14 protein-coding genes are annotated in these 14918 nt (G+C 71.7%); 8 read left to right on the top strand and 6 right to left on the bottom strand.

Translation table 11 applies throughout. The features are described from left to right. The first annotated feature begins 57 nt into the window (after window positions 1–57). From M8H82_RS24670 to dnaK, 3 genes are all read left to right on the top strand, one after another. Window positions 58–1440 (top strand): CorA family divalent cation transporter, encoded by a 1383-nt coding sequence (locus tag M8H82_RS24670; protein WP_250077196.1) that lies wholly within the window; start codon window positions 58–60, stop codon window positions 1438–1440. A gap of 6 nt (window positions 1441–1446) precedes the next feature. Beyond that, on the top strand, window positions 1447–2196 hold the full coding sequence (locus tag M8H82_RS24665; RefSeq protein ID WP_308293279.1) for a glycerophosphodiester phosphodiesterase family protein: 750 nt from the start codon (window positions 1447–1449) through the stop codon (window positions 2194–2196). A gap of 104 nt (window positions 2197–2300) precedes the next feature. Then, window positions 2301–4154, top strand: a complete 1854-nt coding sequence (gene dnaK, locus M8H82_RS24660; RefSeq protein WP_250077194.1) for a molecular chaperone DnaK — start codon at window positions 2301–2303, stop codon at window positions 4152–4154. Here the strand turns inward: dnaK and narJ are convergent. Together narJ and M8H82_RS24650 are read right to left on the bottom strand one after the other, a co-directional pair. Beyond that, entirely contained in the window at window positions 4151–4642 is a 492-nt protein-coding gene (gene narJ / locus M8H82_RS24655; protein WP_250077193.1) for a nitrate reductase molybdenum cofactor assembly chaperone, read from the bottom strand. The genes dnaK and narJ overlap by 4 nt on opposite strands. Before the next feature lie 113 nt (window positions 4643–4755). Then, on the bottom strand, window positions 4756–5619 hold the full coding sequence (locus M8H82_RS24650; RefSeq protein WP_250077192.1) for a helix-turn-helix transcriptional regulator: 864 nt from the start codon (window positions 5617–5619) through the stop codon (window positions 4756–4758). Between the two features lie 229 nt (window positions 5620–5848). On the opposite strand from M8H82_RS24650, the gene M8H82_RS24645 reads away from it, so the two are divergent. Next, window positions 5849–6274 (top strand): hypothetical protein, encoded by a 426-nt coding sequence (locus tag M8H82_RS24645; RefSeq protein WP_250077191.1) that lies wholly within the window; start codon window positions 5849–5851, stop codon window positions 6272–6274. On the opposite strand, the gene M8H82_RS24640 is transcribed toward M8H82_RS24645, so the two are convergent. Next, the gene (locus M8H82_RS24640) at window positions 6256–7056 is read right to left on the bottom strand and encodes a helix-turn-helix domain-containing protein (protein WP_250077190.1); all 801 of its coding nucleotides are present in this window, start codon (window positions 7054–7056) and stop codon (window positions 6256–6258) included. The two genes, M8H82_RS24645 and M8H82_RS24640, sit on opposite strands and share 19 nt — an antisense overlap. Window positions 7057–7185: 129 nt before the next feature. Between M8H82_RS24640 and M8H82_RS24635 the strand changes: the two genes are divergently transcribed. Further along, window positions 7186–7491: a 4a-hydroxytetrahydrobiopterin dehydratase gene (locus tag M8H82_RS24635; RefSeq protein ID WP_250077189.1), complete on the top strand. Its 306-nt coding sequence runs from the start codon at window positions 7186–7188 to the stop codon at window positions 7489–7491. A 7-nt stretch (window positions 7492–7498) separates the two neighbouring features. Beyond that, on the top strand, window positions 7499–8242 hold the full coding sequence (locus tag M8H82_RS24630; RefSeq protein WP_250077188.1) for a class I SAM-dependent methyltransferase: 744 nt from the start codon (window positions 7499–7501) through the stop codon (window positions 8240–8242). On the opposite strand, the gene M8H82_RS24625 is transcribed toward M8H82_RS24630, so the two are convergent. Next, window positions 8211–8687, bottom strand: coding sequence for a hypothetical protein (locus M8H82_RS24625; protein WP_250077187.1), 477 nt, complete (start codon window positions 8685–8687; stop codon window positions 8211–8213). The genes M8H82_RS24630 and M8H82_RS24625 overlap by 32 nt on opposite strands. Next, window positions 8687–9163: a hypothetical protein gene (locus M8H82_RS24620; RefSeq protein WP_250077186.1), complete on the bottom strand. Its 477-nt coding sequence runs from the start codon at window positions 9161–9163 to the stop codon at window positions 8687–8689. Before M8H82_RS24620 ends, M8H82_RS24625 begins: the two co-directional genes overlap by 1 nt. 39 nt (window positions 9164–9202) lie before the next feature. On the opposite strand from M8H82_RS24620, the gene M8H82_RS24615 reads away from it, so the two are divergent. Together M8H82_RS24615 and M8H82_RS24610 are read left to right on the top strand one after the other, a co-directional pair. Beyond that, window positions 9203–10141 (top strand): YafY family protein, encoded by a 939-nt coding sequence (locus M8H82_RS24615; RefSeq protein ID WP_250077184.1) that lies wholly within the window; start codon window positions 9203–9205, stop codon window positions 10139–10141. Window positions 10142–10181: 40 nt separating this feature from the next. Next, window positions 10182–12056, top strand: coding sequence for a rhamnogalacturonan lyase (locus tag M8H82_RS24610; protein WP_308293278.1), 1875 nt, complete (start codon window positions 10182–10184; stop codon window positions 12054–12056). A 135-nt stretch (window positions 12057–12191) separates the two neighbouring features. Here M8H82_RS24610 and M8H82_RS24605 read toward each other — a convergent pair whose 3' ends face one another. Further along, window positions 12192–14846, bottom strand: a complete 2655-nt coding sequence (locus tag M8H82_RS24605; protein WP_250077182.1) for a cellulose binding domain-containing protein — start codon at window positions 14844–14846, stop codon at window positions 12192–12194. Window positions 14847–14918 lie beyond the last annotated feature (72 nt).

The raw sequence follows: 14918 nt of genomic DNA, 5'->3' as shown, positions 1-14918 counted from the left end.
CCTGCGCGACGTCGGTTCGGGGTATGACATGGACGCCGGTGACTCGGAAGGACCGCGATGGTGACGGGAACCGCGGGCAGCGGGGCGGTGCTCGACTCCGCCACCCGGGAACTGACCCGCATACTGCTGCTGTTCAGCCTCGGCTGCCGGGTCCGCCCGCCCGACCCCGCCCCGGACACCCTCGTCGACCGCTTCCCCTTCGGCCGGTTCCGGCCGCACCTGGAGTCCGGCGAGGCGGTGCTGCCGGTACCGGTACTGGCCGAGACGGTGGCCCCGGGTGACCTGAGGCTGCCCGGCGGGGACCACGGCCTGACCCTGTCCCGTCTCGACCTGCTCGTCGTCGCCACCCCCCGCGGGGACGCCACGCTGCTGCTGGACTGCGAGTTCGCCGGGGACACCGAGGCGCTCGCCGTCGCCTCCTGGCTCGCCACCACCTGCTTCGAGCGCGACCACCTGCTGCTCGGCGGACGGCCGCTGCTGGAGGTGCTGAGGGAACGCCTGGGCCTGCCGGAGCCCTTCCCCTTCGGCCTCAACGTCCACCAACTCGTCTACCCGGGCGGCCGGTTACGCGAGGACGTGCTGTCCCACGCCGACGACACCCACCGGTCCGCGCTGCTGAACCGGATCATCTACCGCGGCAAGATGCCCGCCGAGGCCGCCGACCGCCTGACGGTCAGCGTGCCGCCCAACCTCACCAATCAGGGCGTCACCCTCTCCGCCCACGGCCGCGGCGTCTCCGTCCAGGCGGGCTGGGCCACCCATGTGGAGAACGGCCTCGCCGTCGTCGCGCTCGGCATGGTCTCCGCGCTGGCCGTGCTCCAGCGCACCCGGCTCGCGGCCTTCGCGATGATGAAGCAGAACGAACAGGCCCTGACCGACTCGGCCTCCGAGGTCCGCACCCTCATCTCCCGCCTCTCCGACGGCGTGAACGAGCTGCAACTGGACCTCGCCTTCGGTGTCGAGGCGTACGTCGACAGCCTGCTGATCCCGGAGATGCTCATGGAGGGCTTCCAGTCGTCGCTGCGCGACACCCTCGGCATCCGCGACAGCCTCGACAACTCCGCCCGCATGGTCGAGCGCCTCACCTCCGTCATCAGCGCCCGCTCGGCCGCCCTGGACGCCGCCCTCGCGGAACGGGACGAGCGGCAGAACCGGGTCATCTCCGCGCTGGTCGCGGCGGCCACCCTCATCGCCCTCCCGCCGACCCTGCTGCTGGCCTTCTTCGGCGTGAACGCCACCGACGTCGACGAGGGCCGCTCCATCCTCGACCTCGGCCGGTACGGCGCCGCGTACGCGCTGGCCTGGCTGCCCTTCGTCGTGCTGGTCGTGCTCGGCTACCTGCTGCTCCGCAGAGTCGGCAGACGGCCCGGCACACTGCTGTCCGCGTCCGACCCGCCGACCGCCCCGGTGCCCGCACCGCGTACCCCTCCCGGGAGTTGACCGATGATGCCGCGACGACCCGCCGTCTCCGCCCACCGCGGCGGCTCCGAACGCGCCGGTGCCGCCACCTGGGAGGCGTACGAGGACGCGCTGCTGAGCGGCGCGGAGTACGCCGAGTTCGACATCCGGCGCACCGCGGACGGGGTCCTCGTCGTCTACCACGACGCCCGGGCCTGCCACACCGGGCCACTGCTGTCGACGATCACCCACGCGGAGCTCAGCGAGCGGGCCGGATACGCGGTGCCGGTCGTCGACGAGGTGATGGAACTGATCGCCGGCAGGCTCGTCGGCCACCTGGACCTCAAGGAGGTCGGCTACGAGCGCGAGGTGATCGACCGGGCCGTCGCCCTGCTCGGCGAGGACGGCTTCGTGGCCACCACCCTGGAGGACCGTTCCGTCGCCGCGATCTCCCGGGCCTTCCCCCGGGCGCGCACCGCCCTCTCGCTCGGCCGCGACCGGGACGAGATCGGCTGGGCCCGGCTCCCCGGGACCCGGCTCAGCGAGCTGCTGCCGATGCGGCGGGTGCGGGCCTGCGGGGCCGGCGGGGTCGCGGTGCACCAGCAGCTGGCCCGCGCCAGTGTGCTCAGGGAGGCGACCCGCAACGGCCTGTTCACCATGGTGTGGACGGTCAACGACGACACCCTGATGCGGACCTTCCTCAGCCACCCGCGCGTGGACGTACTGATCACCGACCGGCCCCGGCGGGCCGTGGCCCTGCGCGGCGACCCCCGGGAACCGGAGCGGGTGACCGGCTGAGCCACCGCCGGGATACCGGCACCCCGGGGTACGCACCATTGACAAGAGCGCACTCAAGTTTTGTGCTGGAGTTCGGGGAAGTGCCCTGGCGGAAGGGGACAGCGATGGGACGTGCGGTCGGAATCGATCTCGGGACCACGAACTCGGTGGTGGCGGTGCTGGAGGGCGGCGAACCCACGGTCGTCGCCAACGCGGAGGGGGCCAGGACCACACCCTCGGTCGTGGCCTTCGCCAAGAACGGCGAGGTGCTCGTCGGCGAGGTGGCCAAACGGCAGGCGGTGACCAACGTCGAGCGGACCGCCCGCTCGGTCAAGCGGTACATGGGGGACGGCGGCTGGCGCTTCCCGCACGAGGGCTCGGTCGACGGCACCCGCTACCGCGCCCAGGAGCTGTCGGCCCGGGTGCTGCAGAAGCTGAAGCGGGACGCCGAGTCCTATCTCGGCGAGGACGTCACCGACGCCGTGATCACGGTCCCCGCCTACTTCGACGACGCCCAGCGGCAGGCGACCAAGGAGGCCGGTGAGATCGCGGGCCTGAAGGTGCTGCGGATCATCAACGAGCCGACCGCGGCCGCCCTCGCCTACGGCCTGGACCGCGGCGAGGAGCAGACGGTCCTGGTCTTCGACCTCGGCGGCGGCACCTTCGACGTCTCCCTGCTGGAGATCGGCGACGGCGTCATCGAGGTCAAGGCCACCAACGGCGACACCCACCTAGGCGGCGACGACTGGGACCAGCGGGTCGTCGAGCACCTGGTGAAGAAGTTCAAGGGTCAGTACGGCATCGATCTGGGCAACGACAAGATGGCTCTGCAGCGGCTCCGCGAGGGCGCCGAGAAGGCCAAGATCGAGCTCTCCAGCTCCTCGGAGACCACGATCAACCTGCCGTACATCACGGCCTCCGCCGAGGGGCCGCTGCACCTCGACGAGAAGCTGACCCGCGCCCAGTTCCAGGAGCTCACCGCCGATCTCCTGGACCGCTGCACGACGCCCTTCCACCAGGCGGTCAAGGACGCCGGCATCAAGCTCGCCGCGGTCGACCACGTGATCCTCGTCGGCGGCTCGACCCGGATGCCGGCCGTGACGGAGCTGGTGAAGGAGCTGACCGGCAAGGACCCGCACAAGGGCGTCAACCCCGACGAAGTGGTGGCGGTCGGCGCGGCCCTCCAGGCGGGGGTGATCCGCGGCGACGTCAAGGACGTGCTGCTGCTCGACGTCACCCCGCTGTCCCTCGGCATCGAGACCAAGGGCGGCATCATGACCAAGCTGATCGAGCGCAACACCACGATCCCCACCCGGCGTTCGGAGATCTTCACCACCGCCACCGACAACCAGCCCTCGGTCGGCATCCAGGTCTACCAGGGCGAACGCGAGATCGCGGCCTACAACAAGAAGCTCGGCGTCTTCGACCTGACGGGCCTGCCGCCCGCACCCCGGGGGGTTCCGCAGATCGAGGTCGCGTTCGACATCGACGCCAACGGCATCATGCACGTCTCCGCCAAGGACCTGGCCACCGGCCGCGAGCAGAAGATGACGGTCACCGGCGGCTCGGCCCTGCCCAAGGAGGACATCGACCGCATGATGCGGGACGCCGAGCAGTACGCGGAGGAGGACCGCAAGCGCCGCGAGACCGCCGAGACCCGCAACCAGGCCGAACAACTCGTCTACCAGACCGAGAAGTTCCTCCGCGAGAACGGGGACAAGGTGCCCACCGACACCCGCTCCGAGGTGGAGGCCGCGATCACCGAGCTGAAGGGTCTCCTGGAACGCGACGCGGACACCGCCGAGTTGCGCACCGGCGTCGAGAAACTCGCCACCGTCAGCCAGAAGATGGGCCAGGCGATGTACGCGCAGCCCGAGTCGGAGCCCACCGACCGGCACACCGCACCGCAGGACGAAGAAGGCGTGGTGGACGCGGAGATCGTCGACGACGAGAAGGACCACAAGGGCGGGACCGCCTAGCGGTCACCGGCGGTTCCCGGTGGGAGCGTGGCGCACACGGCGTCCAGGACGGAGGCGTACGGCGTGCCGCGGTCGGTGAGCCGGGAGCGGAGGTGCTCCAGGCCGTCGCGGTGCTCGACGAGCAGGTCGAGGTTGCCGGTGCGGGCCGCGAACTCCAGGACCGCGGGCAGGAAGTCGGGCAGCTCCTCGCCGCTGGACTCCAAACCGTGCTCGCGGTAGAGGTCCTCGAAGCGGGCCGGTGGCATCCTGGGCCGCCGGGTGTCCCCGTCCCGCCACCGGCTCAGGTACAGGCCGTGCCGACCGGTGGGGTCGAAGACCTGCACATAGTGCGCGGCCAGCTCCTGGGCGTCGGTCACCGCCGCGTGGTCGGTGAACTCCCGCAGCTGGGGTGCGGCCTCGCGCAGCAGCGGAAGCCGGGCGCGGAAGTCGTCGTCGGGGTACGTCAGGCAGAGCGCCGCCGCCTGGTAGAGCACCGCGTCCGAGGGCATCGGATCTCCTCCTTGCTCGCCTGTGGTCACGAACCTAGGGCGGAGCGGGGAGGCGCACCCGCTGACGGCACCCGTACGGGTCAGAAGGCGCGGGCGGGCCGGGAGGCGGGGACTCAGAAGTCCGTGCGGCGGTCCCGGAGGATCTTCCTCGTGCGGTCGGCGGTGGCGGCGCTGGTGGACATGTGGTCCAGCACCTCCAGATGGGCCGCCACCTCCGTGCGGGAGTCCAGGTACAGGGCGCCGGTCAGGTACTCCGTGAAGACCATGTCGGGCAGCTCGGGCTCGGCGAAGCGGAACAGGGTGAAGGGGGCGTAGGTGCCCGGGTGCGGGCCCCGGGCGAACTCGGCGATCTGCAGGGTGACCCGGTCCCGCTCGGCGAACTCCAGCAGCTTGTCCAGCTGCTCGCGCATCACCGAGGGATGGTCGCTCACCGGCCGCCGCAGCACCGTCTCGTCCATGATCACCCACAGGTGGGGGCGGTCCGGGCTCTCCAGCAGGCGCTGACGCTCCATGCGCAGGGCCACGTGCCGCTCGATCGCCGCGGGTCCGGTCTGGCCGATGGTGCCCGCCTCCAGCACCGCGCGCGCGTAGTCCTCGGTCTGCAGCAGGCCCGGCACGAAGTGCGGCTCGTAGGAGCGGATGAGCCGCGCCGCGCCTTCCAGGCTCACATACAGGCTGAACCAGTCCGGCAGGACGTCGTGGTACCGCTGCCACCAGCCCGGCTGGTTCGCCTCCTCGGCCAGCGAGACGAACGCGGCCGCCTCCTCCTCGGGCACCCCGTAGGTCTCGAGCAGCACCTGCACGTACGGGATCTTCAGGGAGACCTCGGCCATCTCCATCCGCCGTACGGTCGCCGAGGCCACCCGCAGGACCTTCGCGGCCTCCTCGCGCTTGAGCCCGGCCGCCTCCCGGAGCTCCTGCAAACGCTTGCCGAGCACCACTTGCCCCACGGTCGGCGCAGGCCGCCGCTCACTCACGCCACGCCTCCCCTACGCGCCGAAGTACCCGTGCAGTGTGCCACGTTCCGCTTCCGCTCTCACCGGTTCGGCGGTGAGGCACTCACCACTGTCCGACGCCGCATTACCCGGGAGGTAATCGACCCCCGCCCCGGGCCGCGGGATCGTAGGGGTCACCGGGCTCCGGATCGGCGCACTCCGATCCGGGACCCGGGTCCCGTGCCCCAGACCCGACGGAGGGTGATTCGTCATGTCCGCGACCCAGCTTGCCGCGCTCGCCAGGACGTCCGAGCCGGGGACCGTGCTGCGCCGGTTCCTCGCCCTCGACGCGGTGGTGACGGGCGCCAACGCACTCGCCTATCTGGCCGCTTCCGGCCCCCTGGGGCGGCTCTTCGGGGTCGACTCGGCGCTGCTGATAGCCCTCGGGATCTTCCTCGCGGTGTATGCCGCGGGCGTCGGGCTGCTCGCCTCCCGCGCCCGGCCGGCCGCCTTCCCGGTCCGGGTCGTGATCGAGTCCAACTTCGCCTGGGCCGCGCTCAGTCTGCTGGCCCTCGCGGTGTGGCTTTCCCCGACCACGGCCGGCGCCGTGTGGACCGTCGTGCAGGCGCTGACCGTCGCCGGGTTCGCGGCACTGCAGCACCTGGCGCTGAAAAGCCGTCAGGCCATCAGCGACTGAAGGTACTTGACCGTCGCCGGATCGGCCGGGAGCAGCGTCTCGATGGCCAGCTCGGCGACGGTCACGTCCATAGGGGTGTTGAACGTGGAGATCGACGAGATGAACGACAGGGTCCGGCCCTCGTGCTCGATCCGGAGCGGCAGCGCGAAGTAGGGGACCGGCTCCGCCGGTTCCTCGCTCGGGTCCTCCTCCGGCACCGGGTAGGCCGCCACCTCCTCGTACAGCTTGCGCAGGGGTTCCGAGCGGTGCAGGGCGATCTGCCGCTGCATCTGCTCCAGCAGATGGCCGCGCCACTCGCGCAGGTTGCGGATGCGCGGTGCCAGGCCCTCCGGGTGGAGGGTCAGACGCATCGCGTTCAGTGGCGGTTCGAGCAGATGCCCGGGGATGCCGTCCAGCAGCATCAGGATGCCCCGGTTGGCCGCCTGGACGTTGTACAGGGCGTCCACCACGATTGCCGGGTAGGGCTCGTAACCCTGGATCAGCCGCTCCATGCCCTGGCGCACGGCGTCCAGCGCCGGGTCGTCCAGCGGTGTCTCCGGGTAGTGCGGGGCGTAACCGGCCGCCAGCAGCAGGGCGTTGCGCTCGCGGACCGGCACGTCCAGGTGCTCGGCCAGCCGCAGCACCATCTCCTCGCTGGGCCGGGACCGGCCCGTCTCGATGAAGCTGATGTGCCGGGCCGAGGAGTCGGCGCGCAGCGCCAGTTCCAGCTGGCTGACCCGGCGCTGCTCCCGCCAGGCCCGCAGCAGCGGCCCGACACCCCGGTCGGTGGAAGTGACGGTCATGCCACGACCGTAGACGACCCGGCGGCACACCGGCGATGCCCACCTTGCGACCAGGGCTCGGGCGGTGGCTCTGTGGCAGTCTTGGAGGGCACTCTTGGGGGGCACCCGCAGTCCAGGAAGGAGCGGCGCATGGCCGTCGAACCGCTGTCCCAGAAGGAGATCGAGGACCGCCTCGCGGACCTGCCGGGCTGGTCCCTCGACGGGGACCGCCTCGCCCGTTCCTACCGGCTCTCCTCGCACTTCGCGGCCACCGCGATGGTCGTCCACATCGCCCAGGTCCAGGAGGAGCTCGACCACCACTCCGACCTCACGCTCGGCTACAACACCGTCTCGCTGACCGTGCACACGCACAGCGCGGGCGGCGCCGTCACCGAGAAGGACGTCGAGCTGGCCCGCCGGGTCGCCGAGCTGGCCCCGGGGCACGGGGCCGAGTGAGGGGCACGTGCTCGACTACGACAAGGAAGCCGACGCCTACGACTCCTCCCGCGGCGGCGAACCCCGGGCCGCCGCGGCGGCCGAGGCGGTCCTCGGGCTGATTCCGGACGGTGCCCGGGACCTCCTCGACGTGGCCTGTGGCACCGGTATCGTCACCCGGCGGCTCGCGGCGGCGCGGCCCGCGCTGCGGGTGACGGGCGTGGATCTGACGTACCGGATGGCCCGGACGGCCGCAGCCCGGCTGCCCGGCGCGATCGTGCTGGCGGACAGCCGGCGGCTGCCGTTCCCCGACGGGACGTTCGACGCGGTGACCAGTGTGTGGCTGCTGCATCTGCTGGACCGGGGCGACGACATGGGCGCGGTGGTCGCCGAGTGCGCCCGGGTGCTGCGGCCCGGCGGGGTGTACGTGACCACCGTCGACAAGGCCGCCGCCCATGACGTGGGCAGCGACATCGACGCCGTGCTCGCACCGCGCCCGCGCCGGTCCGCCCCGGACGCCGCGCATCGCGTCGGGGCCCGCGCCGCCGAGCACGGCCTCCACCCCCTCGGCAGCGCGCGCTTCCAGGGCGTCGGCCAGGGCCGCAGCCCCCGTGGCACCGCGGCCGATCTGCGCCGGGGCTGGTTCACCCAGCTGCCGCCCGGCGGCCCCCTCACCGAACGCTTCGCCGCCGAGCTGGGGACCCTGCCCGACCCGGACCGCCGCCGGCCCGATCCGGTGTTCAGCCTGCGGGCGTTCCGGAAGCCCGGGTGAACTCCATGACCCAGTTGGCCAGCCAGGTCGCACCGCCGTCGAGGGAGAACGCCTGCTCCCAGCGGGCGGTGGTCGCGGAGACGCCCGACCACACGAACCGCACCCGGACGTCCTTGCCGTCGTGCAGGTCGTCGCCGTAGAACTCGCCGTGCTCGCCCTCGAAGCCGCCGAGGACCGGCGGGAACAGGGTGCCGGTGCGGCTGGAGGACCAGTTGAGGGACCACTGCCGCGTCCCGGGGTCGAACAGGCGCAGGGTCAGCCCCTTCGCGCCGAGGTGCGGCATGTCGATCTCGTCGATGTTGGCGGCACCGTCGAACAGGCTCCAGCAGCGGCATGTGCTGGGGAACTCCTCCCAGCCGCTGTCCGGGTCGAGGAAGTCGGTACGGCGGCGGTGCCGCACGTCCCAGTCGCCGTGGAGGAAGTCGAAGTCGTGCGCGGTGCTCATCAGCGGTCTCCCGTGGTTCCTTCGGGCAGCGAATCGGCCACATAGGCCTCGAGATCGGGGGAGTCGGGCGCCAGGACGTGCCGCACCCAGGCGTCCCGCTCGTGCAGGATCGGCGGCAGCTCCCAGACGCAGCCGATCCAGGGCAGCTCAGGGGTGATGAAGTGCGCCGGGTCCCGGTCCGGGCAGCCGAGCACCGGCTGGCCCGCCGCGGCGCCCCGGAAGTGCAGCACGTTGTCCCACACCCAGCTGTAGGCGTTGAGGTAGGCGCCGTCGTCGCCGCCCCGGTGGAGGACGACGAAGGTCGCCGGCGGTGTGCCGTCCGGCTCCGGGAGCAGTTTCGGCAGGATCGCGTAGGCCGCCTCCGCCACCTCCGGCGCGATGCCCGCCGGGTCGGTGGTGACGTGGTAGCGCTTGATCCACCGGCCCGCCACCTCAATGGGCGGCGGTACGGTCAGCAGTTTCTCCGTGAAGGGCATGGCGTGACGGTAGGACCGCTTCACTGACATCCTGTGTCAGTGAAGTCCAGCCGTCTCGTCTCCATCCTCCTGCTGCTCCAGACCCGCGGCCGGCTGACCGCCGCGCAGCTCGCCGAGGAGCTGGAGGTCTCCGTCCGCACCGTCTACCGGGACGTCGAGGCGCTGAGCGCGGCCGGGGTCCCGCTGTACGGCGACGCCGGGCACGCGGGCGGCTACCGGCTGCTGGACGGCTACCGCACCCGGCTCACCGGGCTGACCGCCGACGAGGCCGAGGCCCTCTTCCTCGCCGGGGTGCCGGGCCCCGCCGCCGAACTGGGCCTCGGCTCGCTGCTCGCCGCCGCCGAGCTGAAGGTGCGGGCGGCCCTCCCCGTCCAGGCCGACCGGATCAGCGCCCGCTTCCACCTCGACGCCCCCGGCTGGTACACCGACGCCGACGAGACGCCCTTCCTCCCGGCGGTCGCCGACGCCGTCTGGAACAGCCGGGTGCTGCACGTGCGGTACCGCCGCTGGCGCGAGCCCACCGATGTGGAGCGCCGCCTCGAACCGTACGGACTCGTCCTCAAGGCGGGCCGCTGGTACGTCGTGGCGGGACCGGGCCCGCGCACCTTCCGGGTCGACCAGATCCTCGAACTGACCGCCACCGGAGAGGAGTTCGAGCGCCCCGGCGACTTCGATCTCGCCGCGTACTGGGCCGGCTACCAGCGGGACTTCCAGGACCGGCTGCACCGGGGCGAGGCGGTGGTGCGCCTCGCGCCGGGGCGGACCCTGCCCAGGGCCCGTGACCCGCGCGCCGAGGAGGACGGCTGGACCCGGGTCACCGTGCCCATCGAGTCCGTGGACCACGCGCATGCCGAATTCCTGCGCCTGGGCACGGACATCGAGGTGCTCCAACCCGCCGAACTTCGGCGGAAGATCGCCCGCACCGTCGCCGAACTGGCCGAGCGGTACGGCAACTTCGCGGACGGCGGCGACGACTGAAGGAGAACGGAACCGTCCGTCCTCCCGGGAGGTACCTCTCGTGCAGCATCCGCGCAAGCACCGCAGACGCAGCATCCTCCTGCCCGCCCTCGGCGCCACCGCGGCGCTCCTCGCCGCCGGGCTGACCACCCTCACCGGCGCCGACCGCGCCGAGGCCGCCACCGCACGCCAGGTCGAGGCCCTGGACCGGGGTGTGGTCAGCGTGCACACCGGCAGCGGCAACCTGGTCAGCTGGCGCTGGCTCGGCACCGACCCCGACAACGTCTCCTTCAACCTCTACCGGGCCGGTACGAAGGTCAACGCGACCCCGGTCACCGGCTCCACCAACTACTTCCACTCCGGCGCCCCCGCGCACGCCGACTACACGGTCCGCGCCGTCGTGGGCGGCGTGGAGCAGGCCGACTCCGTCCACGCCATCCAGTTCCGCACCGGGTACAAGGACGTCCCCCTCTCCCCGCCGGCCGGCGGCACCACACCCGACGGGGTCGCCTACACCTACGAGGCCAACGACGCCTCCGTCGGCGACCTCAACGGCGACGGCGCCCTCGACCTGGTCCTGAAGTGGCAGCCGACCAACGCCAAGGACAACTCCCAGTCCGGGTACACCGGCAACACGATCGTCGACGGCATCACCCTCGACGGCACCCGGCTGTGGCGCATCGACTTGGGCCGCAACATCCGCTCCGGCGCCCACTACACGCAGTTCCAGGTCTACGACTACGACGGCGACCGCAGGGCCGAGGTCGCGATGAAGACCGCCGACGGCACCGTGGACGGCGGCGGCACGGTGATCGGCAGCGCCTCGGCGGACCACCGCAACTCCAGCGGTTACGTCCTGACCGGCCCCGAGTACCTGACCATGTTCAACGGGCAGACCGGCCGGGCCATGCAGTCCGTGGCCTACGTCCCGGCGCGCGGCACGGTCTCCTCCTGGGGCGACTCCTACGGCAACCGCGTCGACCGCTTCCTCGCGGGCACGGCGTACCTGGACGGCTCCCGGCCCTCGCTGATCATGGCGCGCGGCTACTACACCCGGAGCGTGATCGCCGCCTGGGACTGGCGAGGCGGCTCCTTCGCCCGCCGCTGGACCTTCGACACCGCTTCCTCCACCAACACCGGCAAGGGCTACGACGGTCAGGGCTCCCACAGCCTGTCGGTGGGGGACGTCGACCACGACGGCAGGGACGAGATCGTGTACGGCTCGATGGCCGTGGACGACAACGGCAGCGGCCTGTGGACCGCGAGGACCGGTCACGGGGACGCCCAGCACCTCGGCGACCTCGACCCGGGCGCGCCCGGTCTGGAGTACTTCAAGGTCTCCGAGTCGACGTCCCAGCCGGCCGCTGTGTATCTCGACCCGGCGAACGGGGCGGTCCGCTGGAAGCTCGCCGCCTGCTGCGACAACGGGCGGGGAGTGGCCGCGGACGTGTGGGCCGGGAACGACGGCGCGGAGGTCTGGTCGGCCTCGGACACGAGCATCCGCGACGAGGCCGGCGCCGCCAAGGGCCGCGAGCCGTCCTCCGTCAACTTCCTGTCCTGGTGGGACGGGGACACGGTCCGCGAACTCCTCGACGGCACCCGGATCGACAAGTACGGCACTTCGGCGGAGACCCGGCTGCTGACGGGCGCCTCGGTGCACTCGAACAACGGCACCAAGGCGACCCCGGCGCTCTCCGGCGACCTCCTCGGCGACTGGCGCGAGGAAGTCATCTGGCCGACCAGCGACAACCGGGCCCTCAGGATCTACTCGACGCCGCACGAGACGACCACCAGAATCACGACCCTGCTGCACGACACCATGTACCGCACGGGCCTGGCCTGGCAAAATACGGCCTACAACCAGCCCCCGCACCCGAGCTTCTACCTCGGCAACGGCATGCCGACCGCGCCCCGACCGGCGGTGTACGCGCCCTGACGGCACCCTGCGCCCTGCCCGCCTCCCCGGCGGTTGCAGGGCGCACTCACGGCCGCCGCCGAGGAGTCCGTCTTCGCCGGCGAGGTCAAGTGACGCAGTGGGGCGCGCGCCGGCACGGCACGCGCCCCTCGGGGTTCAGCTCACCGCGCAGGTCTGGTCACCGACCTTGAAGGTGGCCGGTTTGCCGTTGCTGGTGGACCAGTTGGCCGTGAAGCCGAAGTTCACCGAGGCACCGGCCGACACGTTCGCGTTCCAGCCGACGTTTTTCGCCGTGACCGCGGCGCCCGACTGGGTGTGCTCGGCGTTCCAGATCTGGGAGATCGTCTGGCGGTCGGGGAAGGACCAGGCCAGTGCCCAGCCGGACCAGGCGCTCGTCCCGGTGTTGGTCAGCCGCACGTCCGCCTGGAAGCCGCCCTGCCACTGGTTGGTGACCTTGTACGTCACCGCACAGGCACCCGTGGGCCCGGGATCGGGATCCGTACCGCCGCCGCTGTCGGAGGAGTCGCCGTAGATGATCCCCCGCCCGTTGGTGGCGATGTAGACGCGGCCGTAGACCCTCGGGTCACCGGTGATCGCCGCGCCGGTCCAGCCCCACTGGTGGGCGTCGTCGTTGATGCGCGTCCAGGTGGCGCCCTGGTCGGTGGAGCGGAAGATGCCGCGCACCCCGCCGATCTTCGCGCTGGTGTAGAGCGTCTGGTACGAGGCTCCGGGCGCCGCCTTGCCGAATCCGACGGTGTCGGCCTGCTCGACGTTCGTCAGCTTCGTGAAGCTCGTGCCGCCGTTGGTCGAGTGCCACAGCCCGTAGGCGCCGTCACTCGCGCCGCCCGCCAGCCACACGTCGCCCTTGGCGCCGGGCAGCGCCTTGAAGCGGACGGTGTCGCCGCTCGGCAGCCCGGTCGCGGCGGAGGCGGTGAAGGTGGCGCCGCCGTCCGTACTGACGTAGAACTTGCCGGACTTGAAACCGTAGAAGACCTTCGGGTCGACGCGGTCGGACTCCACGATCGCCCCCGCCGGGATGCCGGAGGACGCCGACCAGGAGGTGCCGAAGCCGGTGGAGTGGTGGACGCCGGCGCCCTGCGGGCTCCATACGAACCGGCTGCCGTCCGCCGCCGCGGCGACCGTGCCGCCCCCGGAGACACCCGAGGGGTCCGTCCCCGCGAACCAGTTGGCGCCGTTGTCGGTGGAGAACGCGATGTGCGGGCCCGAGTCCAGGTTGCCGGTCCGGACCACCGTGTCCGGCTTGGACTCCGCGAAGTCCAGGCTGGTCGTCGAGGTGAAGTTGGGCTGGGTGAACATCATCGAGGGGACCTTGGTGAGGTCCGTGTGGCGGAAGCCGCCGATGTCGCCGAGCGCGCTGAGCAGCGGGGCGCCGGACGGGGGAGAGATCAGGTCGTTGACGGCCGTCTCCTCCAGGCCCCGCACCATCGGCTTGATGGTGAACTGCGCACCGGTGTCCCAGGCGGTGAGGTTCTCGGTGCCGTAGATCGTCGCGCCGGTGCCGTACATCATGCGGTCGGAGTCGAACGGGTCGATCTCCAGCGCCTCGGTCATCCAGCCGAGCTTGGGCGTCTGCTCGGGCGGACTCGGGTTCGCCCCCCAGGTCAGCCAGGGGGAGGAGGAGACGTCCATGGTGTAGCGGTTGGCGCGGTTCGGGTACGACGTGTAGTCCCAAGCCTTCGTCCAGGTGGCGCCGCTGTCGGTGGAGCGGAAGATCTGGGTGTCCGGCCACCAGGAGCTGTACGCCGTGGCCATCACCGTGCCCGGATCCTGCCGGTCGACGGTGAGGCCGCTGAAGCCGAAGTAGGCGTCGGCCTCCGCCACCGGGCTGATGTCCGTCCAGGTGCCCGTCGCCGTCGCGTACCGCCACAACCGGCCCTTGCCGCCGTCGTAGGGGCCGCCCTTGTCGCTGTACGACAGATAGAGGTGGCCGTTCTCCGCGTCCAGGACGCCCTTGTGGGCGAGGTAGCCGGTCGGCTGCCCGGCGACCCTGCTCCAGGTCGCGCCCGCGTCCGTCGAGCGGTACACGGCGTCGTCCTTGTCGGCCACCCCGACGTAGATCGTCCGGGTGGCGCTGCCGGCGGTGCCCGTGGACTCGTCGAAGGTGACCCAGACGATGCCCTGGTTGTCGGAGGCGTAGCCGCTGGTGTCGCTCGGATCCTGCACGTAGTTGCCGACGTTGGGGAAGTTCGCCACCTGCGACCAGGTCGCCCCGGAGTCCGTCGACCGCCACAGGCCCTTGCCGCTCGGCGCGCCGAGGTACAGCACGCTGTTGCGGTTTGGGTCGACCGCCAGGCGCTCGCCCATGCCCCGGCCCGGCATGTTGCCGCCCAGCTTGAACGGCAGATCCGCCTTCCGCCAGCTGGCGCCCCGGTCCGCGGAGCGCAGCACGGCCCCGTTCCCCGGGTCCCAGCTGTTGGTGTACGTGCCGACGGCGGCATACACCCGGTCCGGGTCCACGGAGTCGGAGGCGAGGCTGACGACCCCGGTGTGGCCCCAGTCGTCCCAGCCCACCGAGTCCAGCAGGGGAGTCCAGGTCTTCGACGCCTCCACCCAGCGGTAGGCGCCACCGATGTCGGTGCGGGCGTAGGCGAGGTCCTTCTCGGTGCGGTTGAACACAATGCCGGGGACGAAGCCGCCGCCGTCGATGCGGGCGTTCTTCCAGGAGTAGGTGTCGGCGGTGATCGACACGGTCTTCTCGGCGGGCTCGGCGGCGGCCAGTGCGGGCGGCGCGCCCGAGAGCAGCCCGGCCGCGAGCGCCAGGACGGCCGTGAGGATGCGGGTTCTTCGCACGGGAAGTCCTTTCCGGTGGGGGAGTGGAAAGCGCTTGCTCAGCACAGCGAGATGAGCCGGGCGGCCCCCCGT

It is taken from the genome of Streptomyces sp. YS415, assembly GCF_023544665.1.
GTDB lineage: Bacteria > Actinomycetota > Actinomycetes > Streptomycetales > Streptomycetaceae > Streptomyces.
Note: the sequence above shows the minus strand (reverse complement) of the source record. Positions and strands in the feature narration are given on the sequence as shown.

Bases quoted from the DNA above. Each gene is read 5' to 3' on its own strand.
- M8H82_RS24645 (WP_250077191.1), top strand. From the start codon at position 5,849: ATGTCCGCGACCCAGCTTGCCGCGCTCGCCAGGACGTCCGAGCCGGGG.
- dnaK (WP_250077194.1), top strand. From the start codon at position 2,301: ATGGGACGTGCGGTCGGAATCGATCTCGGGACCACGAACTCGGTGGTG.
- M8H82_RS24670 (WP_250077196.1), top strand. From the start codon at position 58: ATGGTGACGGGAACCGCGGGCAGCGGGGCGGTGCTCGACTCCGCCACC.
- M8H82_RS24640 (WP_250077190.1), bottom strand. From the start codon at position 7,056: ATGACCGTCACTTCCACCGACCGGGGTGTCGGGCCGCTGCTGCGGGCC.
- M8H82_RS24635 (WP_250077189.1), top strand. From the start codon at position 7,186: ATGGCCGTCGAACCGCTGTCCCAGAAGGAGATCGAGGACCGCCTCGCG.
- M8H82_RS24620 (WP_250077186.1), bottom strand. From the start codon at position 9,163: ATGCCCTTCACGGAGAAACTGCTGACCGTACCGCCGCCCATTGAGGTG.
- M8H82_RS24665 (WP_308293279.1), top strand. From the start codon at position 1,447: ATGCCGCGACGACCCGCCGTCTCCGCCCACCGCGGCGGCTCCGAACGC.
- M8H82_RS24625 (WP_250077187.1), bottom strand. From the start codon at position 8,687: ATGAGCACCGCGCACGACTTCGACTTCCTCCACGGCGACTGGGACGTG.
- narJ (WP_250077193.1), bottom strand. From the start codon at position 4,642: ATGCCCTCGGACGCGGTGCTCTACCAGGCGGCGGCGCTCTGCCTGACG.